The 24,363-nt window shown below is 36.5% G+C and carries 28 protein-coding genes; 3 read left to right on the plus strand and 25 right to left on the minus strand.

The window, feature by feature from the left end:
- Window positions 1-5: 5 nt before the first annotated feature.
- From ACMX3D_RS20395 to ACMX3D_RS20435, 9 genes are all read right to left on the minus strand, one after another.
- Window positions 6-1,058, minus strand: a complete 1,053-nt coding sequence (locus ACMX3D_RS20395) for a glycosyltransferase family 2 protein (protein ID WP_482747664.1) — start codon at window positions 1,056-1,058, stop codon at window positions 6-8.
- A gap of 213 nt (window positions 1,059-1,271) precedes the next feature.
- Entirely contained in the window at window positions 1,272-2,249 is a 978-nt protein-coding gene (locus ACMX3D_RS20400) for a glycosyltransferase family 2 protein (RefSeq protein ID WP_482747665.1), read from the minus strand.
- Window positions 2,250-2,317: 68 nt separating this feature from the next.
- Entirely contained in the window at window positions 2,318-3,310 is a 993-nt protein-coding gene (locus ACMX3D_RS20405; protein ID WP_482747666.1) for a glycosyltransferase, read from the minus strand.
- Window positions 3,311-3,386: 76 nt separating this feature from the next.
- Complete coding sequence (locus ACMX3D_RS20410) at window positions 3,387-4,325, minus strand: glycosyltransferase family 2 protein (RefSeq protein WP_482747667.1); 939 nt, start codon at window positions 4,323-4,325, stop codon at window positions 3,387-3,389.
- A 42-nt stretch (window positions 4,326-4,367) separates the two neighbouring features.
- A complete protein-coding gene (locus ACMX3D_RS20415; protein ID WP_482747668.1) occupies window positions 4,368-5,513 on the minus strand; it encodes a polysaccharide pyruvyl transferase family protein in 1,146 nt (381 codons plus the stop codon).
- A gap of 61 nt (window positions 5,514-5,574) precedes the next feature.
- The gene (locus tag ACMX3D_RS20420; protein WP_482747669.1) at window positions 5,575-6,681 is read right to left on the minus strand and encodes a nitroreductase family protein; all 1,107 of its coding nucleotides are present in this window, start codon (window positions 6,679-6,681) and stop codon (window positions 5,575-5,577) included.
- 81 nt (window positions 6,682-6,762) lie between these two features.
- Entirely contained in the window at window positions 6,763-8,247 is a 1,485-nt protein-coding gene (locus ACMX3D_RS20425; protein ID WP_482747670.1) for an MOP flippase family protein, read from the minus strand.
- Window positions 8,248-8,528: 281 nt separating this feature from the next.
- Window positions 8,529-9,326, minus strand: a complete 798-nt coding sequence (locus tag ACMX3D_RS20430; protein ID WP_482747671.1) for a WecB/TagA/CpsF family glycosyltransferase — start codon at window positions 9,324-9,326, stop codon at window positions 8,529-8,531.
- A 675-nt stretch (window positions 9,327-10,001) separates the two neighbouring features.
- A complete protein-coding gene (locus tag ACMX3D_RS20435) occupies window positions 10,002-10,205 on the minus strand; it encodes a hypothetical protein (protein ID WP_482747672.1) in 204 nt (67 codons plus the stop codon).
- Window positions 10,206-10,593: 388 nt separating this feature from the next.
- Between ACMX3D_RS20435 and ACMX3D_RS20440 the strand changes: the two genes are divergently transcribed.
- A complete protein-coding gene (locus ACMX3D_RS20440; protein WP_482747673.1) occupies window positions 10,594-11,016 on the plus strand; it encodes a hypothetical protein in 423 nt (140 codons plus the stop codon).
- A 67-nt stretch (window positions 11,017-11,083) separates the two neighbouring features.
- Here the strand turns inward: ACMX3D_RS20440 and ACMX3D_RS20445 are convergent, their stop codons facing one another.
- On the minus strand, window positions 11,084-12,244 hold the full coding sequence (locus ACMX3D_RS20445; protein ID WP_482747674.1) for a hypothetical protein: 1,161 nt from the start codon (window positions 12,242-12,244) through the stop codon (window positions 11,084-11,086).
- Between the two features lie 41 nt (window positions 12,245-12,285).
- Here ACMX3D_RS20445 and ACMX3D_RS20450 point away from each other — a divergent pair, with 41 nt between their 5' ends.
- Window positions 12,286-12,828: a hydrogenase maturation protease gene (locus tag ACMX3D_RS20450; RefSeq protein ID WP_482747675.1), complete on the plus strand. Its 543-nt coding sequence runs from the start codon at window positions 12,286-12,288 to the stop codon at window positions 12,826-12,828.
- Between the two features lie 39 nt (window positions 12,829-12,867).
- Here ACMX3D_RS20450 and ACMX3D_RS20455 read toward each other — a convergent pair whose 3' ends face one another.
- The 4 genes from ACMX3D_RS20455 to ACMX3D_RS20470 form a co-directional block, all read right to left on the minus strand.
- Window positions 12,868-13,242, minus strand: a complete 375-nt coding sequence (locus tag ACMX3D_RS20455; RefSeq protein ID WP_482747676.1) for a hypothetical protein — start codon at window positions 13,240-13,242, stop codon at window positions 12,868-12,870.
- Window positions 13,243-13,260: 18 nt separating this feature from the next.
- Window positions 13,261-14,547 carry a nitroreductase family protein gene (locus ACMX3D_RS20460; RefSeq protein WP_482747677.1) on the minus strand — a complete coding sequence of 429 codons (1,287 nt, stop codon included), beginning with the start codon at window positions 14,545-14,547 and terminating at the stop codon, window positions 13,261-13,263.
- A complete protein-coding gene (locus tag ACMX3D_RS20465; protein WP_482752388.1) occupies window positions 14,534-14,998 on the minus strand; it encodes an ankyrin repeat domain-containing protein in 465 nt (154 codons plus the stop codon). The genes ACMX3D_RS20460 and ACMX3D_RS20465 overlap by 14 nt, the downstream gene beginning before the upstream one ends.
- A 111-nt stretch (window positions 14,999-15,109) precedes the next feature.
- Window positions 15,110-15,736 carry a CBS domain-containing protein gene (locus tag ACMX3D_RS20470; RefSeq protein WP_482747678.1) on the minus strand — a complete coding sequence of 209 codons (627 nt, stop codon included), beginning with the start codon at window positions 15,734-15,736 and terminating at the stop codon, window positions 15,110-15,112.
- A gap of 768 nt (window positions 15,737-16,504) precedes the next feature.
- Here ACMX3D_RS20470 and ACMX3D_RS20475 point away from each other — a divergent pair.
- A complete protein-coding gene (locus tag ACMX3D_RS20475; RefSeq protein WP_190967891.1) occupies window positions 16,505-16,714 on the plus strand; it encodes a TOBE domain-containing protein in 210 nt (69 codons plus the stop codon).
- Between the two features lie 119 nt (window positions 16,715-16,833).
- Here the strand turns inward: ACMX3D_RS20475 and ACMX3D_RS20480 are convergent, their stop codons facing one another.
- The 11 genes from ACMX3D_RS20480 to ACMX3D_RS20530 form a co-directional block, all read right to left on the minus strand.
- Complete coding sequence (locus ACMX3D_RS20480) at window positions 16,834-17,085, minus strand: FeoA family protein (RefSeq protein WP_482747679.1); 252 nt, start codon at window positions 17,083-17,085, stop codon at window positions 16,834-16,836.
- 181 nt (window positions 17,086-17,266) lie between these two features.
- Window positions 17,267-17,566: a 2Fe-2S iron-sulfur cluster-binding protein gene (locus ACMX3D_RS20485; RefSeq protein ID WP_190967893.1), complete on the minus strand. Its 300-nt coding sequence runs from the start codon at window positions 17,564-17,566 to the stop codon at window positions 17,267-17,269.
- Window positions 17,567-17,746: 180 nt separating this feature from the next.
- Window positions 17,747-18,118 (minus strand): HesB/IscA family protein, encoded by a 372-nt coding sequence (locus ACMX3D_RS20490; RefSeq protein WP_482747680.1) that lies wholly within the window; start codon window positions 18,116-18,118, stop codon window positions 17,747-17,749.
- A 145-nt stretch (window positions 18,119-18,263) separates the two neighbouring features.
- A complete protein-coding gene (locus ACMX3D_RS20495) occupies window positions 18,264-19,064 on the minus strand; it encodes a HesA/MoeB/ThiF family protein (protein WP_482747681.1) in 801 nt (266 codons plus the stop codon).
- 10 nt (window positions 19,065-19,074) lie between these two features.
- Window positions 19,075-19,392, minus strand: coding sequence for a nitrogenase-stabilizing/protective protein NifW (gene nifW, locus ACMX3D_RS20500; protein WP_482747682.1), 318 nt, complete (start codon window positions 19,390-19,392; stop codon window positions 19,075-19,077).
- On the minus strand, window positions 19,389-19,586 hold the full coding sequence (locus tag ACMX3D_RS20505) for a CCE_0567 family metalloprotein (protein WP_482747683.1): 198 nt from the start codon (window positions 19,584-19,586) through the stop codon (window positions 19,389-19,391). Before ACMX3D_RS20505 ends, nifW begins: the two co-directional genes overlap by 4 nt.
- Before the next feature lie 184 nt (window positions 19,587-19,770).
- A complete protein-coding gene (locus ACMX3D_RS20510; RefSeq protein ID WP_482747684.1) occupies window positions 19,771-20,247 on the minus strand; it encodes a NifX-associated nitrogen fixation protein in 477 nt (158 codons plus the stop codon).
- A complete protein-coding gene (nifX, locus tag ACMX3D_RS20515; RefSeq protein ID WP_482752389.1) occupies window positions 20,244-20,657 on the minus strand; it encodes a nitrogen fixation protein NifX in 414 nt (137 codons plus the stop codon). Before nifX ends, ACMX3D_RS20510 begins: the two co-directional genes overlap by 4 nt.
- 106 nt (window positions 20,658-20,763) lie before the next feature.
- Window positions 20,764-22,092, minus strand: coding sequence for a nitrogenase iron-molybdenum cofactor biosynthesis protein NifN (nifN, locus tag ACMX3D_RS20520; RefSeq protein WP_482747685.1), 1,329 nt, complete (start codon window positions 22,090-22,092; stop codon window positions 20,764-20,766).
- Window positions 22,093-23,529, minus strand: a complete 1,437-nt coding sequence (nifE, locus tag ACMX3D_RS20525) for a nitrogenase iron-molybdenum cofactor biosynthesis protein NifE (protein WP_482747686.1) — start codon at window positions 23,527-23,529, stop codon at window positions 22,093-22,095. It abuts the gene before it with no gap.
- Window positions 23,530-24,028: 499 nt separating this feature from the next.
- Window positions 24,029-24,346 (minus strand): Mo-dependent nitrogenase C-terminal domain-containing protein, encoded by a 318-nt coding sequence (locus ACMX3D_RS20530; RefSeq protein ID WP_482747687.1) that lies wholly within the window; start codon window positions 24,344-24,346, stop codon window positions 24,029-24,031.
- Window positions 24,347-24,363 lie beyond the last annotated feature (17 nt).

Below are 24,363 nucleotides of genomic sequence, written 5' to 3' on the forward strand. Positions count from 1 at the left end.
TACGCTTAATGCTGAACTTTTAATACTTTATTCAAGATTTTGGGGCGGAATTGCGGTGCAAACAACCAAATAATTGCTGTTTTTGCTAAAGGTAATGGCATTAGTCCTACCCAAATAAACCCTAGACTGTATATTAGTCTTTTCAAGAAATTAGCGTCTGAAGATTTCCATTGCGATCGAATTCCCCAGTAAATTAGAGACAGTCGATTATCTGAAGCAATCGGATGTTCTTGAGGCTCAAGGCGTAAAGAAGCTAAGCGAAACCATATACGCCCAGAAAATTCTAAATCTAAATTTTGTGGTACTTCATAGCCTAATTCTGGTGCTTTTTGTGCCAAAAGCTTGCACCTCTGCTGTCCATGTTGCACAAACCTGCGAAAGCGTGCAGCTGTAACTTCAAACAAAGCCCATTGGTTACTAGTATGAATTCGGTAAGCTGCTAAAGATTCTTCTATAGCTACTACTTCACCGTGTAAAGGTATAAGGACTGACAAGTAATCGTCTGCCATTGTCTTATATTCATTGGGAATGGGAAAAACTTGTGTCAGAGCTTTACGACTGATAGCATTACCACTAGTTGGCACACCAGCATAAGTAGCTTTTTCTACTACATTTCGCCACACTTCACCACTATCTAAAGGTTTACCTCCTTGTGGATAAGAAAATCCCAGAGGTTTTCTATCTTTATCTACAACCGTTAAACGGTAGTGAACTTTAGCGATATTTTGTTTCCAAGCTAGAACTACGCGTTCCACAGCATAGGGATAAAGGTAGTCATCAGAATCCAGGAAAATAATAATGTCTCCTTGACTTTTAGTAAATCCACTGTTGAACGCAGCAGCCTGTTTGCCGTTGACTTGATGAAATATTGGTATAACTCTATCACCATAAGAGGAGATAATCTTTTGAGAATTATCAGTAGAACAATCATCAACGACAATCACTTCTACATTAGGGTATGTCTGATTTAACGCACTATCAACAGCTTCTGGTAAAAACTGTCCGTAGTTATAGTTGTTGATGATGATACTGACTAGTGGATGATTTTTTTGATCCATAAGGAAATGCTTAAATGTCAGTTGAATTCAGTTAAATAGACTTTTTGAAAAGAGAATTAAATAATTTTTTGAATAAAATGTCTGGCTGATAGATAAATTAAAACACAATATTTTAATAAATTTACTGTCGATGTCTGTCATATAAACATTTGGAAAAACAGCTAACTATTCCCAATCAATAATGAAATATGTATTGTTTATACCCTCAATTTTCTAAACAATTCCCTTACCAGATTTTAATTTGATTAAATAAAAAATCGTTCTTAAATTAATTTTGATTTTTTCCAAAAAAGAACTTTTTACTAGATAATCCCTTATTTGCATTTCATAATTAAAGTTATCACTTTTAGCTGTCAAATAAGTTGCATATCCTTTAGAAAAAAGCTTATTACTTAACTTGTAAAATTGGGGAAATTTATATCTCATATAATAAGCTGTCATTATAGATATTTCAGAATACATTTTTCTCCTAATATTTAAAGGAATCTTTGAGTTTGAATATATATTATTATGTAATCTAAAAATACCTAATTTTTTTTTAGTAGCACAACCTGTACCTAATCCAACCGCTAAATACTTTATATAAGCATCACTAATAGCTACATGAGACAAACCTTTAATTTCAGGTAAGGGAAATATTTCCTTTAGGATGTTTCTTGAAAAACATAGGTTAGATGTAGAAGGTGTAAAGTTTGGTAATTCTGCATTTAAAATGTTATTTCTAAAGTCAATATATCTAATTTTATCTAAATTATCTTGATTTTCTATAGTTAAATTAAATTTTGGTTTAAGCTTTTCTATATCTTCTGTTTTCTTTGGACAAGAATCATGAAAAAACCAATCTACATTTGCTTCAGAATTAAAAGAATTAACAACTTCTGTAACTTTCTCAGGTAAAAAAATATCATCAGCATCCAGGAAACAAATAATCTCACCTTTACTAGCTGCAAAACCTGCATTCAATGCTGATGCTTGACCGCCATTTTCTTTAAAGACTTTAATTATCTTGTCACCATAACTATTAATTAGCTGCCTAGAATTGTCAGTAGAACCATCATCAACAACAACAACTTCAATATATGAGTATGTCTGATTCAAAGCACTGTCAATTGCATCTGATAGAAAGCATTCGTAGTTATAATTATTGATGATGATACTGACTAAAGGCTCTTTTTTTAGTATTTGATTCATGGTGAGATGCTGACTGATATATTAAAGTAATGATTGATTTAATTAAACTAGGCGATCGCAAGTATTAACTAAACTAATTGTGACGCATTTATATTATTTAATTTATTGGTTAATAGTTTTTTCATTCTTTTATAAAATACAACAATTGCCTCAATATTTTTAAATCCAAAAATATTTTGAGCCATGTGAAAAATAGCAGTTCTATCAGAACTTTTTGCCCTGAAATTTGGTGCTAATGTTAAAGTTTTATCCAAAAATTTTAAATATTTTGCGTAATCAGTATGCAAGTAACCCCTCGCAATTCTAAAATATGATTGAGCTAAAGCATAACTATATTTATTTGATAATTTATCCATTTCTATAAGCTTTTGCTCTACTTTTTTGATAATGTAGAGGTGATTTTCCAAATACCTAACTTTAGAAGAAGTAGAAACCGTGACATTTCCATAGCGTCTGTAGATAGAATCACAACCTGGTTGATAGGCAACATTTGCCCCAGTCATTACTACAGAAATAAAAAAGTCTCTATCTTGCCCAGCCTTTAAATTTTCATCCCAACCGCCAGTTTTTTCTACAGATGCTCTTGTAAACAATAAACAAGCAGGAGAAACCCACCAATCTGCTAGTAGAGACTCTAAAATGTCTGCTTGTACGCCAGAAACTTTTATATCTTCTAAAATAATTTTTCCATCAGGTAGATGCCTTTGATGTCTCCAATCGCCGTAAACAACATCAGCACCAGTATCTTCTAAGAAGCGAACTTGATTTTCTATTTTTTTAGGTAATATGTAATCATCTGCATCTAAATATTGGATATATTCACCTTTTGCTAAAGCAAATCCTCTGTTTCTTGCGTAATTTCCTCCTTTATTTAATCCAGTTTCCCATATAATTTTATTACCATAACTTTTAATAATTTCTAAAGAATTATCTGTTGAACCATCATCAATAACAATAATTTCTATTACTGGATAGCTTTGATTTAAACAGCTATCTATTGCTTCTTTTATCCATTTTTCTGCATTAAAACAAGGGATAATTACAGAAACTAGTTTAGACATAAAAAATCATAATTATTAATTTAAAATGCAATATACTTAACAATAAAAAATAATTTTTAGTAGTAAAATATTTTAACTACCATCTTCTGGAATGACCACCTAATTTTATTCTTACTCTTTCCCAAGCACGTAGATAGCTCAGAAAAATAGTAACTTGTATAAGTTGAATTTTTTGTTTAGAGTTTGGCAGTTTTTCGTTTTTCCATATCCGAACCAAGCTTCTAAAAGGTGGAAATATTGAAAAAAATAAATCGTTAGCTAACGCTTTTGTAAAATTTTTATTCAAACCTTGTGATTTAACTAAATCATATTTTCCACCATCAATCCGAGTGGCTCTTTTATATAATTCCTTTAAAGAGTATCTAGCAGGATGATAAACACATGCAGCATCTGAATATACTTGTTTATAACCAGCTAAAAATACACGTTTACCCCATTCTCTATCACCAGCAGATTTTAACGTATCATTAAATAAACCGACATCTTCGATAACTTTTTTATAAGTAAAAATATTAGCAGTGGCACCAAAATTACTTTCTTCAATAAACTTTTGTTGTGGAATAGCCATTTCGATTTTGTCGTATAGTTCCACACCTGTTGGCTTACTAGGATTTTTAAAAAAAATCTCTACCTTACCAGCAACCATGCCACACTCTGGTGTACTCTGGAGCGTTTCTACGCCTTTCTCTATCCAATGTGGTACTGGGATACAGTCAGCATCTGTAAAAGCGAGAATATCCCCTTTAGCAAGAGAAATGCCTTTGTTACGAGCTGCGTAGGAACCAAGACGGGACTCATAAGCCGCTCTCGCTTGGCTAAATTTACCAACTACATTCTCTATACTTTCTTTAGAGCCATTGTCAATCACAATGACTTCATATAGTTCTTTAGGATATGTTTGTTTCTCCAAAGCTGTTAAGCAAGTTGCTAATCGTTCAGGATCATTGAAAACAGGAATTATTACTGAAACAAAATTATTTGATACATTAAGATGGTTTTCCCCTTGCATATTCATGCAGCCTCTTTAATTTCCATACTTGTAGTTTGCTATCTTTAATTAAGTATTTAAAACAGCATACACTTCATCCCACATATCACAAGCTAACTGTTTTTGTCTTGCACTTGCTTCATTTAAATTTTTAACTATAGCAGAACGAGTTGATTCATCTGTAATTAATTTGAGCTTCTGGATTACTTCTTCTTTTGCATCAAGTGGAGAAACCAAACATTCTGCACAGTTGTAGTCTTCAAGTAACATTTGATATTTATGACTCCATCCAGTCGCTAAACACGGAACTCCTTGCGAAAGAGCGCTAACTAAACCGTGGAATCTCGAACTAACTACTACATGGCATTTACCAAGTATACCTTTAATATATAAAGGATCAACTTCTACAATGTATTCTACTGATTCTCCAAATTTAGATTTTAGCTGTGATAGTAAATTGCTATCAGTAACTTCGTGAATTAAAATAAATGGCTTCAATTGTAAATAATTGAAAAAATTTATACAAGTCTCTAAAAAGGAAATATAATTTGATTGTATATCTTCTGAAGTTTTATCAAGCATTCTGCTATTAGGTACTATGCAGGCACGTTTACTATCAGTATTAAAATAATCAGGTATACGCCCTTTAACTAGATTTGTAAAATCAGGTGCTATTTTAATGCCTGAGTGATTTACGCCTAAGTTGATTAAATATTGATAAGAAATTTTATCTCGAGGAAAAACTAAATCAGCATTATTCAATATACCTAAAAATGCGTCCCTAATTTGTACATTCTCAAAAGGGCCAAAAGCTTGTGGCAATAAAATAACTTTTTTGCCTTGCTTTTTACATCTCTTTGCAAGTTCTGCCATCACAAATGTTCTTTGTAAGCCCCATTGATCAGAATAGTTAAAACCTGAAGCATCTAAAACTGCATCAATATCTGAGTAGGTGAGTAATCCTAATGAATTTCTCAATGAATGAGGAGCTATGTTAACAATTGAATCAATTATTGAGTTGATGAAAGGAATTTTTTTGTCTGTGTACAGAAGTTGATATAATCCAACCTTAGACCTCTGGGAATATTTTCCAATTTTAGGACGAATTGCTACGATGTTTTCCTTATCCCATTCTTGGAGCTTTTGTACAACTGCGTAAAGCATTAGCTCGGCTCCCTTATTGTTAAAATTTACTCCTCTAATTTCAACAATCATTTTTTTCTCCAGATTAAAAGTTTTTAAGTGATTTTTATACGACAACCAAATTTATAAATCTTTAGTTGTATCTACAAAGCTGATTAAGAGATTTTTTTTGTGAATAAGCCACCATTCCATCTGGATCAGGATATCCTAAAGAAATTAACATGATAGGACGCTCATCAGGCTCTAGTTTAAGTAATTGAGCCATTTCTCTTTCCTTTTGAGCGATATCAGGCCAATTAATTGGACATGAACTAAGTCCTAATGTCTCTAAAGCGTACATAAAAGACATTGAGGCAAGAGAACCATCAATATAAATTACATGACGGTCTCTCTCGCTAAAGTATGCTCTCAACTTACCGACTACAACTACAACTACAGGAAAGTTGTGGCTAAAACCTTGAGTTCCCATTGGGATAGATGCTACTTTTTTAACAATTTCTGGCTCATCAAAGATTCTAAATTCAAAGGGTTGTCTATTACAGGCACTTGGAGAAAGAGCAGCTATTGCAACTGCTTTATCTATCAATTCTCTTGGTACAGGCTTTTGCAAATACCAACGTACAGATCTACGTCTATGAGAAAGCTCTAGTAAATTTTCATAACTTACCGAACAAGGTTTACTAATATCTCGTTTGTAAGGAATGCGAGAAACTTCTGCTTTAGTTATGGACTTTAGAGCGAAAAACTTTTTTCTCACCTCATCAATTATCGGATGAGAGCCAACCACTGTAAAATACTCTAACAATACATCGTAAGCCCAAGTTAGTTCACTTGAATCTGTAGAAATATCACTTGCCCCTAAAACTTTTTCATAGCTGTGGAAAGTTTCAGTTATGTAGTCTACTGCAAAGATGTTACGTCTAGGCCGCATTAGCAAGCCTTTTTCCAAACGATGAATATTACGTCTTAAACGGTATTGACTTTCTTTGGGAGTTTGAGATTCTTCTAAATATTTTAACTGACCATATATGCAACCAAAATGTTCTTTCGCAAAAGCTTTTGAAAACAACCCGTAATATAATGAGCTTAAAAATTCTGATTTTACAGCTAATTTTAATAAAAAGTATGTTAATTTATTTTTTTGTTTATTGATTACGATAACAATCGTATTTATTAAATCCTGTGGCACTATTAATTTGACTAGTTTCTTGATTTTTTGAGAATTACTAGTAGCGTACATAATGAATTACCTAAATAATTTGAATCAGTTTATTTTTATTATTGTTAATCTTGCGTTAATAACTGATTTTTACATTTATGTTTAATTAACAATTTCTTTTTTTGATTTAAAAGGAATACGCACTAAATCTAAAATATATTGAAAAATTTTGGGATCTATCAGACGAATCATTAGTACATAAATTCCAAAACCAACTATAAAGCAAATGGGCAATACTACATATAAGCTAAATATATTTTCTAGAAAAATTTTCAATCCAAACATTACAACAAGCATAACTACAGAACTAATTAAAGGAGTAAGGTATTGTTTTAGATAAACACTTACGTTAATTCTAATTAGCTTGTGAATCATCCAAACAGGAATAGGTGAAAAGAGATAAGCACGAATAACGTAAGATGATGCAACAGCAAGTATTCCCCATTGAACTACAAGAGCATAAGCTAATACATTGGCAACAGAGTTAAACACTGTCAACCAAAGTCTCCAAGCTGGCTTACCCATCGCCAGGATAACTGAATTGTTGAAAAAAGAAACTGATTGAAGAAGTCCTACTAATGAGAGGACACTCATTATTGGTATACTAGGCAACCATTTACTACCAAATATTGTTTTTATCAATTCAGGAGATAGAGCCGCAATGCTTAGAAATATTGGAAAAGCAACAACACTAGATAGTTGAGTGATAGTATAAAAAGCACGCCTCATACGTTCAGGCTCTTGCTGAAGTCTAGAAAATGTAGGCAAAGCAACTTTGCTTGTTACACTTATCAAAAGCTGAGTCATCACTATTAATATACGGTAGGCTACACTGTAATAGCCAAGAGCAGTTGGCCCTAGAAAATAACCAATTAAAAAATCATCTCCACGACGACTAAAAAAGTTAAATACATTAAAACCGACTTCATTAATACCAAAACTAAATAACTCTTTAAAATGCTTTGCAGAGATATTAAAGCGAGGTCTCCAATTACTTACTCCCCATAAAGTTAAAACTTTTACTAAACCGTTGGCTAACTGCTGGCCTATCAAGCTCCATACACCAAATCCCATGTACACCATAGTCAAACCAACTATTCCACCAAATATCACAGCTACTAATGTACGTATTGCAATAGCTTTAAAAGCTAGGTTCCGTTGCAAAATTGCATATTGAACGCTACTAAAAGCACTGAATAAGAAGCTGAGGGATAACCAGCGAATTATAGGTGTTATATCTGGTTGCTTGAAAAATTCTGCTACAGAATCAGCACAAACAATGCTCAGTATAGTTAATAGTATACTTATACTAATATTTGTCCAGAATGCAGTATCCAAATGTTCAGGTTCTACTTCTTTACGCTGAACAATTGCTGTAGATAATCCTTGATCTAAGAAAAGTTGAATAAAGCCAAGAAACACACTAGCTAAAGCAACCAAGCCAAAAGCTTGAGGATCAAGTAGACGGGTGAGAACTAAGAAAACACCAAAGGAAATTACCTGACTTCCCCAACTTTCAATTGCTGACCAAACTACAGCTTTAACTGCCTGTTGCCGTAAATTTGATGTTTCTGGCGATGATTGCATTATAGATTTAACCTGCGAAAATACAGAAAAAGTTTAACAACACATTCAGCAATAATTTCAAATTAATAGAAACTAAAATATTTACTACACATTGTTATTGAAAATAAAATAGATGTAATGTGTTTACTATTTATTGCAGCTATTTAAAAAAATATTCATGTAATATATCCTTCATTTTGCGAATTAAAATAGCCGATATCTCATTCACTTACTTTCACAAAAAATAGCTATTTAGTTTTTGTTGCAAAATTTCTTACCTTTTAGTATGAATATCTGTTTTTTTAATCTCCAGTACTATTGAGGAATACACCTGCAATACGACTTGATGAAAGTAGCTGTTTAGCAGCTAACCATACAAAAGCAGGAATTGTTGTTGCATAGCGCCGCCAAAGTCGGCGCGGTTCTTGAATCCAACGATAGAGCCATTCTAGTCCTAGGTCTCGTACTATACGGGGGGCGCGTTTTTGGATTCCAGCATATACAGGGAAAACGCCACCTACTCCAATCATGACTGCGCGAATTTTACCTTTGTGTTGAGCCATCCACTTTTCTTGTTTCGGACATCCCAAAGATACCCAGACTACACGCGCACCACTGGAGTTGATTTTATTGATTAACACTTCATCTTCAGTTTCCGTTAGTGGGCGGAAGGGTAAAGGTTCCATACCTACTATTTCCAGTTGTGGAAATTCTTGCTCTAATCTTGTTCGCATTTTGGCAAGAATTTCAGTTTGTGAACCTACAAAAAAAACACTAATATTGTGTGTCTGTGCGTACTGACATGTCTCAACAAAAATATCCATCCCCGCTACGCGATCTTGATAACGAGATCCCATATGGCGCATCATCCAGACTAAAGGCATACCATCAGGAGTGACCATATCTGAATTTTTCAGTACGTTAGCGAAATCTGGATTCCAGTGTGCTTCCATGAGCATGTGTACATTTGCTACACACACAGTTCTGCTTTCTTGAGCGATCGCCCATTTTAAAATTGTTTGTATCTGATCCTCAAAGCGTAAGGCAGTAATAGGGAAATCAAGTACTTTTTGTGTAGGCAGAAGAACTTCTGCTACCATAGCTCACTCCTTGTGTCAAAGATAAATAGCAAAATAGCAACAGATTACCTCAGGCACTCTCAATGTTTACGTGAGCCAATTAGATGAATCTTGACTCTTTTTTGAGCTTGTAGCATTTTTACCCGAGAACACATGAATATAAAATAGTTTTTCAGCAAATTTACTGTTTGCTGAATTCTTTTCAAAAAAAATTACAACCGTAAATTAGCTTACTAGTTAACTAAACTTTAATTACATCAATATGTCAAACTTTATATTTACTTTATATTTTTCCAGTAATTAGTTTACGCAAACATTACATTACTATTCCAATACTCTTACGTAAGAATGTTTGTGTTAGAAAAATTATATTGTAAATTTAACCATTTTTTTTAATGTCAAGACACTTCAAGAGTATTTATCTTAACTAACTATATTTAAATTAATAGGCTAGGATGCATTGATTAATAATTTTTTTTTATAAATAAATTAATTTGATAAGTTAGAATCAGACTGAAATTTTTGAAATAAAACAGAATAAATACTGATTTAAAAAAGAATACGGTACTATGGATAGGTTTTCCTAAGCTCTACCAGAATCAATGTGTCGCAATCATGAATTGAAGTGGTACAAAAGTTAAGCAATACGCTTAAGAGTATGTTGTTAGTTGTTTATGCGCGTTTTGAAACACCTGATTAATTAAAATTGCAAGCATGAACTAAAAAAGGGAGAAGAATTATTTTTCTTCCCCCTTTTTTGTTGTCTGATTGATTATTTTCTTTTAGTCTTTGTCGTAGCATTTGTCTTTGCTTCTTTAGCTGCCGCTTTCTTGCGGAACCGCCTTTGCCTTTATCATTTCTACCTTCTCTACGGGGAGATTCCCATCTTTTTAAGCGCATAAATTGTTTGTTACTTATGTATGTTGTGTAGTAACTTCATTATAATTCACATATTTAGCAAGTGTCTACCAAAACTCATGGCTTCTTTATGCAGTTTTGCCTATTGCTTAACCAGTCTAACTTCACAAAACGCTGATAGAACATTTCCAACTTTCTATAAACGCCCAAGTTTATTGTTCTGCTACTGACAGAACTCACATTAAAAATTAATGGTTACTTTTTTGATCAAAAATTTATATGACAAATAGACTGTAGACACTCTATCTAGATTTAGTCGTCTAACTATATTATTCAATAGCCGTAGCGTATCACACCAAAACCTTTATAAACAGTGCGTTAGGCTTGCCTTAATACAGTTCAACAAACCTGAAATTTATAAGGTAAGCCTGTGTCTGATTTAGAACTACACAAATATCTTCCCAAACTTCCTGAACCAGCGCTACAAGAATTTACAGAATGGTGTGTTTTAGAGCAGTCAAAAGCCGCAGGTATAGAATTCATGCCAGACACAACCAAGTTAGAAAACTTAATACCAAATGAGTATATTTGGCAACTGATTGATCAGTTTATGAAAGTCAAGCCAGATCCAATTAAAGCGGGTCTAGTAGCTACAATGGCTGGTCAAGAAGCTGATAGTCATGATTTGATAGGTTCGGCAATTATGGCTGATTTTATTGCCCTGTATGTCAAGTATTTAATCCCGGAAAATGGCACAACTCCAGAGGAAGCACAAAAGTTAATCACAGAAGCAGCCATTCAGCAGTATGAAAAGCTATCTGAACTTGCTGATAAATATAATGTAACGTTCTAAGTTGCGGTTATTTGTTAACTATTCAGAGGCTTTGTCTGTGCCATGAGACAGAGCCTTTGTGCTGTCACTAGCTAGAGGTAATGCTACCTTTTAAAATCGAATCCCACCAATTCAATAATGTATTTCTTGCTAAATATTCAAAAGTATGAAAAAATATTGGAAAATCTTTAGCCTTCCAAGACGCATTAATAGTACTAATAATTGCTCCTGATGCTACTGGTTTCTCTGCAAATCTATTATTTTCTAAACGATCTGGAGGCATACAGATTGGTTTTGGAAAAGGTACGCCACTATGTAGCGCTTGTGACCTTAATCTATAAATTGTTTTAAAAATCTTGCTCAATTCATTATCTCTCCAAGAAATTTGATAATTTCCACTTGGCCTTTCATCGGGAGGCTCTGGCTTAAACTCAATCATAAAGTCAACAAACTTTTTTGTAGCGCCCATATAGTCTACTAAAGCATTTGCGACAGTCTCAACCAACTCGTGGCCACCAGCACATTCTAAAATTGGAATCAAATCTTGAGCAGGTTGGTATGATTTAAATCGTTCAATAGGCGATTCAGATTGTTTACGCCAATATCCGGCAGCAGTCTCTACTGCCGAAACTAGCATTAGCCATGCAAGTTCTGGTTCTGATTCCGCTATCCAAACACCATCCTGATACATTCTGGCAGAACGAACTAGTGCATTAGCATCTTCTTCAGACATTTGAGGAAGTTTTGCTATTCTCATAACACCTGCTAGGTCTATAGTTCGTTTAAAGTTTGGTAAGATAGGGTATCTTATGTCAGATACTAACAAAGTAGGATTTATATTAGAATCCCATGAAGCAATAAACCCTAATGGGTCGCCATTTCTTGTAAATTGTCTACTAATTAAACCTGCTTTTAAACGAATACCTAAACATAAAGAAATTAAAGATGCAATCTCTTCTGCTATTGAGCCTCCATGATAGCGGCTAGAAGTATTTTTTGTATCAGATTGAATATCTGAATCATAAAATGGATCATAGTAATCTTCTATTCTTAAAATCATTAAGGGGGTTTTCGTATCTTCTGTAATTCTAATGGCGTCAATTAGTTTGTATGGGCCTATCTGTTTAGGCTCTTCACGAGCAATGTGTGCATCAGAAAATAGAGGATACTCACAAATACTGCTCCAGCTTTTTACTTGTCCTTTTGCCTTCCAGTTTTCAAAACAGAGAGGGCCTTTAACCTTTGCCATCAATATTCGGTGTCTTTTTTTACTTATAATTGCTCCATTTTATGCTAACTATTATTGGATGCGGAAATCTCAATCGCTGCGACGATGCTGTAGGTGTAATTATTGCCCAACGCTTACAACAATACCTAGCCAAAAATCCTCACCCCAATGTGCGCGTGTATGACTGTGGAACCGCAGGGATGGAGGTTATGTTTCAAGCTAGAGGTAGCAAACAATTAGTAGTTATTGATGCTAGTTCAACTAATTCTGAAGCGGGTGCAATATTTAAGGTTCCAGGCAAAGAATTGGAAGCTTTACCGGAACCTAGTTATAACTTGCATGATTTTCGTTGGGATAATGCATTAGCCGCCGGAAGGAAAATATTTCAGGATGAATTTCCTAAAGATGTGACTGTTTATTTAATAGAGGCGGCAAATCTTGGTTTTGGACTGGAGTTAAGTCCTGTGGTTAAACATTCTGCTGACCTGGTTTTTGAAGAGGTAGTTGCAATTATTGGTAATTGGTCAATGGTCAATGGTGAGTCAGTGCGGTCTTGGCTTGGGGGTTTCCCCCATGAGCAACTGACGAACCCGAAGGGTCAATAGTCAATTGTCGTTTCCTACTCTCCTCATTCACGCATTTTTTTAGCCAGCCATGTCACGGTAAACAGCAAGTTCATCTACCCTCATTTCAAAAGGTATACCTTGGCTTTCGGGAGGACAAACACGGATTTTTGCACTGCTCACAATTGTTTGGAGTAATGTCCCCATTGGTACAATTTGTTGTAGAACTCGCCAGTTGGTAACTTGGTCGGGACATTCGATGACTAATGTCATTGCGCTGGCATCGGTTGTGACATACCATCGGCAACTAGATATAAGATTTTGAATAGTGCGATCGCATGCTTCGTAAAAGTATTTACTAATAGAATGCTCTAGTTGTTGGCGCAAAATAATATCTGCCGATGTCAGTTGCATTGGACGGTAATCATCATTGAAACAATACATATACCTAGCCATCTCTACTTACAAAACTACTTAAATGCCAATAGCTATTGCGTAGAGGATATCCATTGTTGTTTCTAAGAAACTCTGGGTTTCATCGTCATAAAAAGCACCAATTCCGCTACATTGTATCCCTAAGTAATTGCTACTCAGGTAAACTCTGTGTCCTAAAAAACCTGCTAACTGCATAACGGTTTGATAATTTGTATGGTCGGACACAAAAAATAAAGTTACTGCACAATCACGAGCTATAGCTTGATTAATGCATAAATAACCAGTATTTTCACTAAAATCGCCACTTTTTATTAGATGGTTGTCTTGATATAACCCAGGGGATATCCCCTCAACTCGATGCACGACTGAATAAACTTTTATTGCTTCACAACTTTCTGTAGGACTTGGTTGGTTTAGTTGTTGCAATATTCTGAAATAATCTTCTTGAGAAATCAACTGTTTCCGGAAACGTCTATTTGAACGTCTATGCCAAACAGTTTGATAAAATTTGTCCTTGTCAAACTCAAATTTTGGATGCTCTAGCTGTTGTTTTGAACTCTTTTGTAAAGCAGTTACTTGATAGCTATCTTCAATAAATTGATTAGCTTCAAAATAATCTGTGCCACAAACAAAAGGTACTTTTAGCCTTAAGCATCTCACATTCTTTTCTTCTACTTCCCCACATAAAACACAAGCAGTCACAAACTCTTTATTCTCAAAACCTAAGTCTGAATTAAGAGCTAACTTATCAAAATCGAAAATTAGCTGGATATTTTTGTCATGGAGATAAGCTGATGCGGCAATTGTACCCAAATGGTGTCCGCTATCTAAAAAGCAATATCTCAGACTTCTGTTTTTATATTTCCAACTAGACCTATAATAAACGCAACTAATTAAAAAAATGATTCCCTTGATACATTTACCCGGTATAATATAACTTTCTAAGCCATCATCTATTAACTCATAGATGAGTGTTAGACAATTATTCTCAACTTCTAGATGGTATATGCCATCGACTATTTCAGGCATTCCACGAATTTGTACATAAATCTCTGTAGGATATAACCCACCAGCAGAAGGATTAACACGTAGTTTATAGGCTACATCCTTATATGTTTTTTCTAGTGTAATTGCACTTGTTAAGTAAATAAATGAATGGATTGAATCATTGAGATTTAGTTGCAACCTGCGATAAAATTTTGGATATTGCTTAAAAGCGGATGGTTGAGTTGTCGGGTCTACATAATTAGGATCAAGCTGCACGGATAGGTAAGAATGTTTAGTTGCTTGATGAAAGTTTTTGCTAAATAAATCATTTTTCAGCATCTTTCAGCATCCTTAAAACTTCGATAGTACTAGCAAAATCTATAGCTTTGTAATCATCTAAGTTTTTTAAATTCAAATTGGGATGGTGTTGTAAAAGTAACTTGACAACTTTTGCCTTGCCTGCTGAAGCTGCATACATTAAAACTGTTGCACCATTATCGTTTTGGTTATCGATATTTATTTTCATTTCTAGCAGCAAATTAATTAATTCATAATGATTTCCAAAGCAAGCAAACCATAAAGCATTGTTCTTATCATTATTTGTGGTATTAATATCTGCGCCTGCACTAATCAATTCTTGAACGACTGAGTAATTACCTTCTCTGGTCGCTTTCATCAAAGCTGTATCACCATTTTCTCCAGGCTGATTTAAATCTTCAGGATTGTAATTGTTTGCTATTAACCATTCACAAGTTGTTTTACTCAAACTTTGCTGGCTATGTTGTTTCATAAATGGCCTCAATTTACTAACAAAAGGGAATGGTGGACAATGCCCACCATTCACCAAAAACTCTTTGAAAATCCTGTCTAGGGAGTTGTACAAACTACTATAAATTTATACTTAGACAGCATTCATTGTTTGGTTAGGCTGTTCACCTGTTACCATTGGTTTGGGTTCTTCAGAGAATAGTTCTCTAGAAGATTTTTCTTGCTTGGGTGCGCCATAAAAACCAGCTTCAGCTTCGAGTTCATCTACGAAATCCCAAGCTTCAATTGTGCGTTTAGAATCTGGGCCGTAGTTTGCAGAAATTGTCCGCGCATTGGAGACAGCTTTATATATCTCTTTTTGCAAGAATAGGAGTTTTGGTTTATCTACAAAGTCGCCTTTGTGGATAATATCGCTGATAGTAATCATCCCAAGTAATTCACCTCGGATTACAGGCGCACTCCGCATACCTGTATTAATCAATAACCTTGCCGCATATTCTAAATCAAGGTCAGGATCTACAGTGACGCAGGGTTTGCTCATTATTTCGTAAACATAAGTTCTTTGAGGATCTTTTCCATAAGCAACCACTTTGCCTGCAATATCACTCTCAGTCACAATGCCGTAAGCATCACCACTATGACGAGGTTCTACAATCAATTCTTGCAGTTGTTTGAGCCTTAATAATTTCACTGCTTCTGCTACTGTAGCGGAGCCGCGAATGGTAGCTACATCTTGAGTCATAATATGTTTGGCTCGCATAATTCCTGCTCCTTATTATTGCAAGTAAGGGAATTGTTTCTAAACTGCTGCACTTATTCCCAAACTGTGTTTGCTTCGTCTAAGTATAATGAAAATTAGACACAGGTTTTACGCAGTATTAGCCCTAAATTCTACTAAGTAGAATCATCAATTATCAGTATAAGATTTACACATTTTCCCTACTCTATTGCTGAAGCGATCGCATCGTCTGTCTAACTTTCAGATGTACCAGGATTTAGGTAGAAACGTCTTTGATAACCCTGTAATCTCTTGCTGCTGAAGTTTGGTTCACTAGCAACAATTTAGCTTACTTATATATTATCACTCTGATAAGTTTGTTCTATAAACAAGTGTGTATTCTCTTAAAGATATTGGTTAAATATCACAAAAAAATATCAAAATGCAGCACAAACTACATTTATTTTTTTAATACTATGTTTATTCAGATGCTTCTTGAAAATCAAAATTTATAGATATTAATTTGTTTACTAGGTAACAATTATTTTTTTAATTAAGTTTTATAGACGGAGTTCATGTATCAATATTTTAACTAAAAATATTCTTAATTAGTGATATATTGTGCTACTTATTTCAACTCAAATTCTCACTCTAGCGGAGTATTTTTAGTAGCGGACTGTTAGTTACATAGATATAGATTTCGTATAAACTATATCTAGTAATTTTATAAAGAAAATCTAAAAAATAACCTTGGGATTCCAAAAAGTTGGTATTGTTTCAAACAATCATGATTGAAAAGGAAATAAAAACATGGAAATTAGTGCGCGTAATGCGTTAAAAACTACTGTTAAGAAGGTTGTAACTGGTTCAGTTAATACTGAAGTAACTTTAGAATTAGCACCTGGAGTTGAGTTGGTGTCTATTATTACTAAAACCTCAGCCGATAACCTGGGGTTGGTAGAAGGTAAGCAAGCTTATGCTGTTATTAAAGCTTCAGATGTTATTGTTGCTATTGATTGATAAATAACTAATTCATTAACTGGAATTTATTGGTTTTTGTAGAGACGTTGTATACAACGTCTCTACAGGATTTGTATATTACAATTTTCATATAATTGGTAATAGATTTTAGCTTGAATTTAGTTATCAACTATCCGCACGTAAATAGTCTGAGAAACTTCTTGGCTTAAACTGATAGATTCTCCAGCAACTTTAATTTGTAATACAGGAAGTTGCTGTTCTAGAGTAATACAAGTTCCAATTTTTATGCCTGCTAAATGAATTTGGTGTAGGATTTTCTTATCTTGAGTTTGATAAAAAGCTATAATACCTTGCTCTGCTGGTTGGAGTAGTGATAGAGAACAGCCACTTACACTAAAAGGCTTAAACATTAAACGTATGAAGTGTGAAGTATGAAGTATGAAACGTAAAGCACATTTTCTTTACCTTTCATACTTTTTGGATTGCTAAAAATAGCTGTGGCAATGAAAAATTGCAGCTATACAATCTGAATCTGTGCAGAGAGATTTTGACTGTATAGCTGCAACTTCTGTGCATAGTCTAAGGCATCAATTATACGAGGTAAGGTTCTTGGTGGGTCTTGATTGTGCAGTTAGAACGAGGATAGGTAACGCACAATAGAGCAAATCCTTTAGATACTTGCTCGTCATCTAAGAAGTTTTGATCGGATTGATCAATTTCACCTTCTGTAACTTTACCTACACAACTAGAGCAAGAACCTGCATGGCAAGAGAAAGGTAACTCAATACCAGCTTCTTCAGCTGCGTCTAAAATTGTAGTGTCTTCATCTACCTCAATTACGGTATCGATGTCTTCTTTTTTGTTGATTAATCTTACTTGATAGGTAGCCATTTTCCGATTCTCCTCATTACGGTTCGGTTGGTTCTCGAAGTGTGTCAGTCTCCTCTTCGAGAAAATATGAATAGGAAGACACAGCATTTGATGAGTGATTGCGAGTGTCTCTGACATTTGGTGCGGAGTACGTTTACGAAAAGCCTCTATGGTTTGACTTGACGCTAAAAGAAGACTCTTTTAGCTACAAGGAACACCATCTGGCGTACAATCTCCTGTTTTGAAAGATTTGCCGCAACCGCAGGTACTAGTTGCATTAGGGTTGGTAAATTTGAAACCGCTTTCTACCACCCCTTCGACAAAATCAATCACGATTCCTTCTAATAAGGGCGCACTTTTGGCATCAACGTAAACCAGCACACTACCTTGCTGGATTACTAAATCATCTGGTTGGGGTTGGTTAGTGACATCCATGCCATATTCATAGCCATTGCAACCACCACCTTTGACAGAGATGCGGATACCTTTAGTTGCACTATTCTCATCGGAACCGGAACCTCGCAGGAAAGCCCGCAAACGAAATTCTGCTTTTTCTGTTAAAGTAACAGTCATTCAATCTCCTAATCTGTAGCGATTGATTGTTCTAATCTAGAATTTGATAATTTAGTCAAAAGTCAAAAGTCCAGAGTCAATAGTCAAAAGTCCAGAGTTTAAAGATCACTATTGACCATTGACCAATGACTATTGACCTTTATTATTAAGTTGTGAAATTACTGGTGGTTTCCATTGATGGAGATTGCGAGTATCTCCAAGGTGCATTATTACCACATACTTGACAAGAGCGATCGCGGTATGAACGACGCTTGGCAAATTCCATCCGGTTGAAGTCGATTGTCAGTAATTGTGACAATAAAGGCTGACTAAACCCAGTAATCAGCTTGACTGCTTCTAGTGCTGTCAAACAAGCCAAAGTCCCAGAAACCGCACCTAACACCGAGAAACCACGCCGATCCCAATCAGGCTTTTCGGGAAACAGACAAGATAAACAAGGCGTGACACCCGGAATAATCGTTGTTAGGTAAGCCTCCATCCCATCCATTGCAGCTTCTACCATTGGTTTCCGCCAGCGCACACAAGCTGCATTCAATAAATCGCGTTCTGTAAAATTATGAGCGCAGTCTAACGCCATATCTGCGGATTGTACCAAAGAATCTACATTCTCTGGAGTAATATAATCATGAACCGCTTCAATTTCGATATCAGGATTGATAGCTTGCAAGGTTTCTTTAGCTTTAAATACCCTTGGCTTACCTACCCAATCATCCGTCATGAGAATCTGACGATTCATATCATCAAGGCGTAAATCGCCACCCCGGACTAGAATTAGCTTACCAACGCCTGCTACTGCTAAGTAAAGCGCGGCTGTACCACCTAATCCCCCCACACCTGTTACCAATACTGTCGCTGACTTCAGGCGCTTCTGAGCCGCTTCGCCAAAATTAGGGAGCATCATTTGGCGACTATAACGTTCTAACTCGGTAGGAGTTAGGTTGATCACTATTTACCTCCTAATCAGAAGAGAGTTCTGTCAGCGTAATTACATTTTTGGGCTTGTCTTTAAAGACTTTGAACACCTTTTGTTCTTGGGGTGTTGATTCGAGAAATACCTGATATGCTTTTTGCAAAGCCAAGCAATATTGATTTAGCTTTTCTTCTGCACTTAAATCAGCAGATTGTTCATCAATTTCTTGGATATATTGCGAGAACTTTTTCAATATATGGAGACGATTTATATTGACAATTTTTTGATCATAATCTAATTCAAAAAATTGAAAATATTCTTCGGCATCATTTAACTTTTTGAATTCTTCAATAGTTTTACTCATTTACCCTCCAATTCTGTTAGCTGCTGCTTTAACTCATCTAGTTGGCGATATATTTCATAAGTTGCGGCTGCAACTTCCATAAGTTGTTTGTAATCGGTTGGTAGACCTTCTGCTAAATCGTGCAGATCCATTTTCATTTGACCTGCTTTGCTGTTGAGGCGTTTAATTTGGGTTTTCAATTCCTCGATGGTCATTTGTCATTTGTCCTTTGTCATTGGTCATTTGTAAATAAACATGAGTTTCATAAACCTCTCCCCAACCCCTCTCCGACGCGGAGAGGGGCAGAAATATTCTGCATTTTCAAAGCCTCTCTCCCTTTGACGGAGAGGTTTTGAGAGGGGTTTAAATAACGAATAACTAATGACTATTGACGAAAAGTTAGAGTTTACCTACTTCCGGAAAGCGATTAACTAAATCCAATCCTTTTTGGACAAAAGCTTCGCCTTCTTCTGCTAACTTTTCTAGAGATTCAAAGCCAAAGCGATGAGCATCTCTTAAGGTTTTGACTGTTAGCAAAAGCCGTCCAGAAAAGACTAACGCCCAGCCGAAGCCCTCATGGTTGATGTTAACTACAACCTGAGAAATTAGATTTGTTTCTTGTTCAATTCTGGCAGCAATAGCGCGGAAAAATACTAAAATCCGGGCTTGCGTTGCAGCATCAACTTCACCTTCGATGGGAATTTCGCGTTTCTTTTTTTTGGGGACAACGAATGCTTTGAGGATTAATTCATCTGACCAATTACGGTAAAATCCATAACTATCTTGTCCGCGAATTTGTAGGATTAAAGCCTTAATGAAGGGAGAATTTAAGGCTGCAATACTGGTGGTTCCGTTAACAGTATTATCTGCGGTCATACAGTTGCTTCGTTCTCAATGTCATCTGTAAAGTTTTTGGTTTTGGGTTGAAGAGCTTTCCGCAACCAAGGTGGAGGATTACCTTTAAGAGTTTGGACTAGTTTATTTAGCACTTCTTCGATTTTTTCTTCTTCGGTACGTGCTTTGACTGGGGTAACACCTTTTTTGATTAACTTAGCAGCAGCAGTTCCACCAATTGCTGTTACATAAACAATTGCACAGTCAACCAGTGCGTCAAGTTTGGGTGTGATTTTATCTTCGTTACCATCTTCTTTTAGCTCACCCTCAAAGTTGAGAGTTTCTAAAAATTGATATCCTTCTGCATTAATTTCATAGACATCAATTTCTCTCGCCCAGCCAAAGTGAGCATTGATATGAGTGTGGTCACTGGTTGTAAAGGCAATTTTCATTGTGTTTTGTCCTTTGTCAATGGTCAATGGTCAATGGTCATTTGTCATTCGTCTTTTGTCATTTATCCTTGGTCAATATGAATTACCAATAAGTGATAACTATTGACTATGGATTTTGGACTATTGACTGTTGACTATGGACTCTTGACTCTTCCTGTTCTAAAAAGAGGTTGCCGATGCCAAACAAAAGCTCCATCGTGCCGCGATAGCCAACTTTTGTAAACAGACCATTACCTAAACGGTCGTAAATGGGCAAGCCTAAACGATAAAGAGGTATCGACAGACGTTTTGCGATCGCCGCCACGTTAGAATTACCAATCAGTAAGTCAGAACCTACTGCTAGTTCTTCAAAGTCTTCTAAATCACCGATGGTGACGCTCTTGATTGGGAGTTTTTCGAGTAGAGGCGATCGCGTTGTGGTAACTGCGGCGTGTATTTGGCTTCCCATCGATTGTAAGAAGCGCACTGTTCCCCACAACAAATCAGGCTCTAATGCTAAAGATACTCGTTTTGCACCAAAATAAAAGTGCGTATCGAGCATCGCATCTTGCAATTGGCGACGTTGGCGACGGTACTTTTCGGGTACTGGGTTACTGCTTAAAATCGATAAGGCTTGCAAAAATTCATCCACGGCTTCTAGTCCAGTCAGTTCCCCAAAAACTTCATAGGGAATGTTGAACCGTTCATCTAGAATTTTGGCAGCACCCCGCATACTTTCACCCAAAGCGATGGTGAAGGCAGAACAACCTACTTGTCGTAGTTGTTTCACACTTGTACCGCTACCTGTCACCGGACTATAGTTATCTTCCAAATGACCATCCAACGATGCGCCAAGGTCAGGTACGAAGATAGGTTCTAATCCAAAGGCGGTGACAATCTCTTTGATTTCTTGCAAGTCGCCGGGAGTAAAGGCAGAACCAGCCAAAATCGTGACTTGTTCGCTTCTAATTCCACCTGCTTGGGGAATTTCTTTAACGATACTTTCAACTGCTGTTGCAAAACCATCTTGCAATGCACCTTTAAAATCTGGTGTCGGTGCAAAGATAACGGGGATGTGGTCTAATTCACGATGGCGATCGCGGATATCCTTCAAGAAGCGTTCAATATCATCGCCTCTGGTTTCGGTTAATCCAGTGGTACACAAACCGATAATTTCTGGCTTGGCCTTCTCAACCAACGTCAGAAGTGCCTGTTCCACATTCTCTTCGCCACCCAAAATCGTAGTAACTTCCGTCATGGCTGTAGTGGCTAGGGGAATAGCTTCCCGAAAATGCCGTACAAGCACAACCTTGGCAAAGGCGGTACACCCTTGAGAACCGTGAAACAGAGGTATCATTCCCTTTAATCCCAAAAAGGCGAGGGATGCACCTAAAGCTTGGCTTTGTTTGAGAGGATTAACTGCAACTGATTTTTCGGGAACAGTAACGATCGCCATCTAAAATACCTCTTCTATTGACGCAGAGAACATCTCATCTGCTGACATAAAATTATTTAAAGTCCCGGCTTCTTCATCCCAAGGCGCAGGCTTACGAATTTGATCCCAGATGGGGCTGTAGAGGGCTTCGTATAACTCTCGTGCCATCTCTAACATTCCCACGTACCCAGCATACGGATGATGGCGTTCTTGGTTGATGTCGAGGAAAGGAATCCGCGCTTTCAGGGCTGTGTATTGGTTACGACCACCCGCAATCAACATATCAGCGTTTGTATCACGTACCAATCGCAACAACTCCTGAGCATTGCCTTTTTCTAGCATGATGCCATCTGTACCGAGCAAGCGTTTGATTTTTGCCTTATCTTCCTCCGTACTCTTACGGGTGCTAGTAGCCACAACTTCTATCCCCAAATCCTTAGCGGCAGAAATAATAGACCAACTCTTCACACCGCCAGTATACAGAACTACACGCTTACCCTTGAGTCGGGCGCGATAGGGAGCTAAGGCGATATCTAAAGCTGCCGTTTCTTCCGCAATTAGCTTTTCCGTGCGCTCTTGCAAACCAGGATCGCCCAACTTCGCCGCCACATTCCGCAAGCAACGATTTATGTCATCAATGCCATAAAAAGACTCTTCAATGTAGGGAATCCCATATTGCTCCTCCATCTTTCTCGCCATATTGAGCAAAGCCCGCGAACAAATCATCACGTTCAACTTCGCACGGTGAGCGTAACAAATTTCTTGATAACGAGCATCACCCGTGATTTTGGATAGTACGCGGATGCCTAATTTTTCAAATAAAGGCAGGACTCCCCACATTTCCCCGGCGATATTATATTCGCCAATCAAGTTTATATCATAGGGCGTTGTGAACTCCGGTTCTGCTGTCCCGACAACATAATCTAATAAAGCTTCACCGCCAAAACGGTTCCCCAAATTCTTACTCCCAATAAATCCCGGCGCAATCACCGGGACAACAGGAGTACCAATTTTTTCCGCCGCCGCCTTGCAAACAGCATTGATATCATCACCAATCAACGCCGTCACACAAGTAGCATAAACAAATACAGCCGTGGGATTATAACGCTGATGAATCTCCAGAATTGCCTTGTATAACTTCTTCTCACCACCGAAAATCACATCATTTTCAGTCATATCGGTAGTGAAACCCGTCTTATAAAGCACAGGCCCAGAAGAGAGACTACCACGACTACCCCAAGAATTACCAGCACAGGCGATCGGGCCGTGAACCAAATGCGCCGCATCAGTAATTGGAACCAGAGCAATCATCGCCCCATCAAAAGCACACCCACCTTGAGCCGCCCCAGGTTGTGCTTGTTGCGTACAAGACTTATTCTTCTTCTCGCCCTTCTTCTGCTGATTATGTTCGCAACCCGATTCATTCAGCAATTCATTAACCTTCTTTTGGGTATTCATCTCTCTTCCTCTGTGTTCTCCGCGCCTCTGTGGTTCGATAAAAATCTAGTATTCTTTGATTAGGACTGAACTAAGAACTCTCTGAAGCTCTTTCTTATTCCTTCGTGTCCTTAGCGTCCTTTGCGGTTCGTTCTTAGTCTTGAAAAAAACAGTTAACAATAATCACCTATAAATTCACTAGACATCTTTGCAAACTTTTCTTTGCGCCTTTGCGCCTTTGCGCGAAACAAAAAAATACTTATGCAAAATGCCTACTGATTACTGTTAACTGTTACAAAAACTTCCTGCAAAAATCTTCACTATACCCGACACACAATTCCCCATGTGCATCAGTAATTCATTTCTATAACATCGACTTTTACAAGAAACTTAAAAGTATCGTTCACTACAAAGGATAAAAAACTTTTACCTGATTTTGGGGTGAGACATTTATATAACTACACAAATATATTTTTAGAAATAGCCCCAAACCCCTATCTTCAGGCGAGATTGAAAATAATTAGCAAATATACCTTGTCACATCCTCACCACATTCATCAGCGAGGTAAGACAAAGCCCGAAAACGTAAGCCAACAAACTCATCATAGAGAGGATTAAGCTTACACAAAGGTGGAATATGGAAACTCCGACCAAATAAACTAATATTTCGCTCAAAAGGGCAACAGCAAGGAATAACCTGGCAGATTAGATGAGCGAAGCGATTATTTTTAACTTGAATTCCGTCCACCAGACGACGCAAAGGGTTAAGTAGAGGAGACTTTTTATAGTTAGGTGGATGGAAATGAACGTGAGAGTGAGTGTGATTGATGCTGTCCATGATAGAGAAAACGAATC

The sequence above is a fragment of the Anabaena sp. TISTR 8404 genome, from assembly GCF_056847745.1.

Excerpts from the sequence above, each read along its gene's own strand:
- ACMX3D_RS20395 (WP_482747664.1), bottom strand. The coding sequence starts at position 1,058 with ATGGATCAAAAAAATCATCCACTAGTCAGTATCATCATCAACAACTAT.
- ACMX3D_RS20400 (WP_482747665.1), bottom strand. The coding sequence starts at position 2,249 with ATGAATCAAATACTAAAAAAAGAGCCTTTAGTCAGTATCATCATCAAT.
- ACMX3D_RS20405 (WP_482747666.1), bottom strand. The coding sequence starts at position 3,310 with ATGTCTAAACTAGTTTCTGTAATTATCCCTTGTTTTAATGCAGAAAAA.
- ACMX3D_RS20410 (WP_482747667.1), bottom strand. The coding sequence starts at position 4,325 with ATGAATATGCAAGGGGAAAACCATCTTAATGTATCAAATAATTTTGTT.
- ACMX3D_RS20415 (WP_482747668.1), bottom strand. The coding sequence starts at position 5,513 with ATGATTGTTGAAATTAGAGGAGTAAATTTTAACAATAAGGGAGCCGAG.
- ACMX3D_RS20420 (WP_482747669.1), bottom strand. The coding sequence starts at position 6,681 with ATGTACGCTACTAGTAATTCTCAAAAAATCAAGAAACTAGTCAAATTA.
- ACMX3D_RS20425 (WP_482747670.1), bottom strand. The coding sequence starts at position 8,247 with ATGCAATCATCGCCAGAAACATCAAATTTACGGCAACAGGCAGTTAAA.
- ACMX3D_RS20430 (WP_482747671.1), bottom strand. The coding sequence starts at position 9,326 with ATGGTAGCAGAAGTTCTTCTGCCTACACAAAAAGTACTTGATTTCCCT.
- ACMX3D_RS20435 (WP_482747672.1), bottom strand. The coding sequence starts at position 10,205 with ATGCGCTTAAAAAGATGGGAATCTCCCCGTAGAGAAGGTAGAAATGAT.
- ACMX3D_RS20445 (WP_482747674.1), bottom strand. The coding sequence starts at position 12,244 with ATGGCAAAGGTTAAAGGCCCTCTCTGTTTTGAAAACTGGAAGGCAAAA.
- ACMX3D_RS20450 (WP_482747675.1), top strand. The coding sequence starts at position 12,286 with ATGCTAACTATTATTGGATGCGGAAATCTCAATCGCTGCGACGATGCT.
- ACMX3D_RS20455 (WP_482747676.1), bottom strand. The coding sequence starts at position 13,242 with ATGGCTAGGTATATGTATTGTTTCAATGATGATTACCGTCCAATGCAA.
- ACMX3D_RS20460 (WP_482747677.1), bottom strand. The coding sequence starts at position 14,547 with ATGCTGAAAAATGATTTATTTAGCAAAAACTTTCATCAAGCAACTAAA.
- ACMX3D_RS20465 (WP_482752388.1), bottom strand. The coding sequence starts at position 14,998 with ATGAAACAACATAGCCAGCAAAGTTTGAGTAAAACAACTTGTGAATGG.
- ACMX3D_RS20470 (WP_482747678.1), bottom strand. The coding sequence starts at position 15,736 with ATGCGAGCCAAACATATTATGACTCAAGATGTAGCTACCATTCGCGGC.
- ACMX3D_RS20475 (WP_190967891.1), top strand. The coding sequence starts at position 16,505 with ATGGAAATTAGTGCGCGTAATGCGTTAAAAACTACTGTTAAGAAGGTT.
- ACMX3D_RS20480 (WP_482747679.1), bottom strand. The coding sequence starts at position 17,085 with ATGTTTAAGCCTTTTAGTGTAAGTGGCTGTTCTCTATCACTACTCCAA.
- ACMX3D_RS20485 (WP_190967893.1), bottom strand. The coding sequence starts at position 17,566 with ATGGCTACCTATCAAGTAAGATTAATCAACAAAAAAGAAGACATCGAT.
- ACMX3D_RS20490 (WP_482747680.1), bottom strand. The coding sequence starts at position 18,118 with ATGACTGTTACTTTAACAGAAAAAGCAGAATTTCGTTTGCGGGCTTTC.
- nifW (WP_482747682.1), bottom strand. The coding sequence starts at position 19,392 with ATGAGTAAAACTATTGAAGAATTCAAAAAGTTAAATGATGCCGAAGAA.
- ACMX3D_RS20505 (WP_482747683.1), bottom strand. The coding sequence starts at position 19,586 with ATGACCATCGAGGAATTGAAAACCCAAATTAAACGCCTCAACAGCAAA.
- ACMX3D_RS20510 (WP_482747684.1), bottom strand. The coding sequence starts at position 20,247 with ATGACCGCAGATAATACTGTTAACGGAACCACCAGTATTGCAGCCTTA.
- nifX (WP_482752389.1), bottom strand. The coding sequence starts at position 20,657 with ATGAAAATTGCCTTTACAACCAGTGACCACACTCATATCAATGCTCAC.
- nifN (WP_482747685.1), bottom strand. The coding sequence starts at position 22,092 with ATGGCGATCGTTACTGTTCCCGAAAAATCAGTTGCAGTTAATCCTCTC.
- nifE (WP_482747686.1), bottom strand. The coding sequence starts at position 23,529 with ATGAATACCCAAAAGAAGGTTAATGAATTGCTGAATGAATCGGGTTGC.
- ACMX3D_RS20530 (WP_482747687.1), bottom strand. The coding sequence starts at position 24,346 with ATGGACAGCATCAATCACACTCACTCTCACGTTCATTTCCATCCACCT.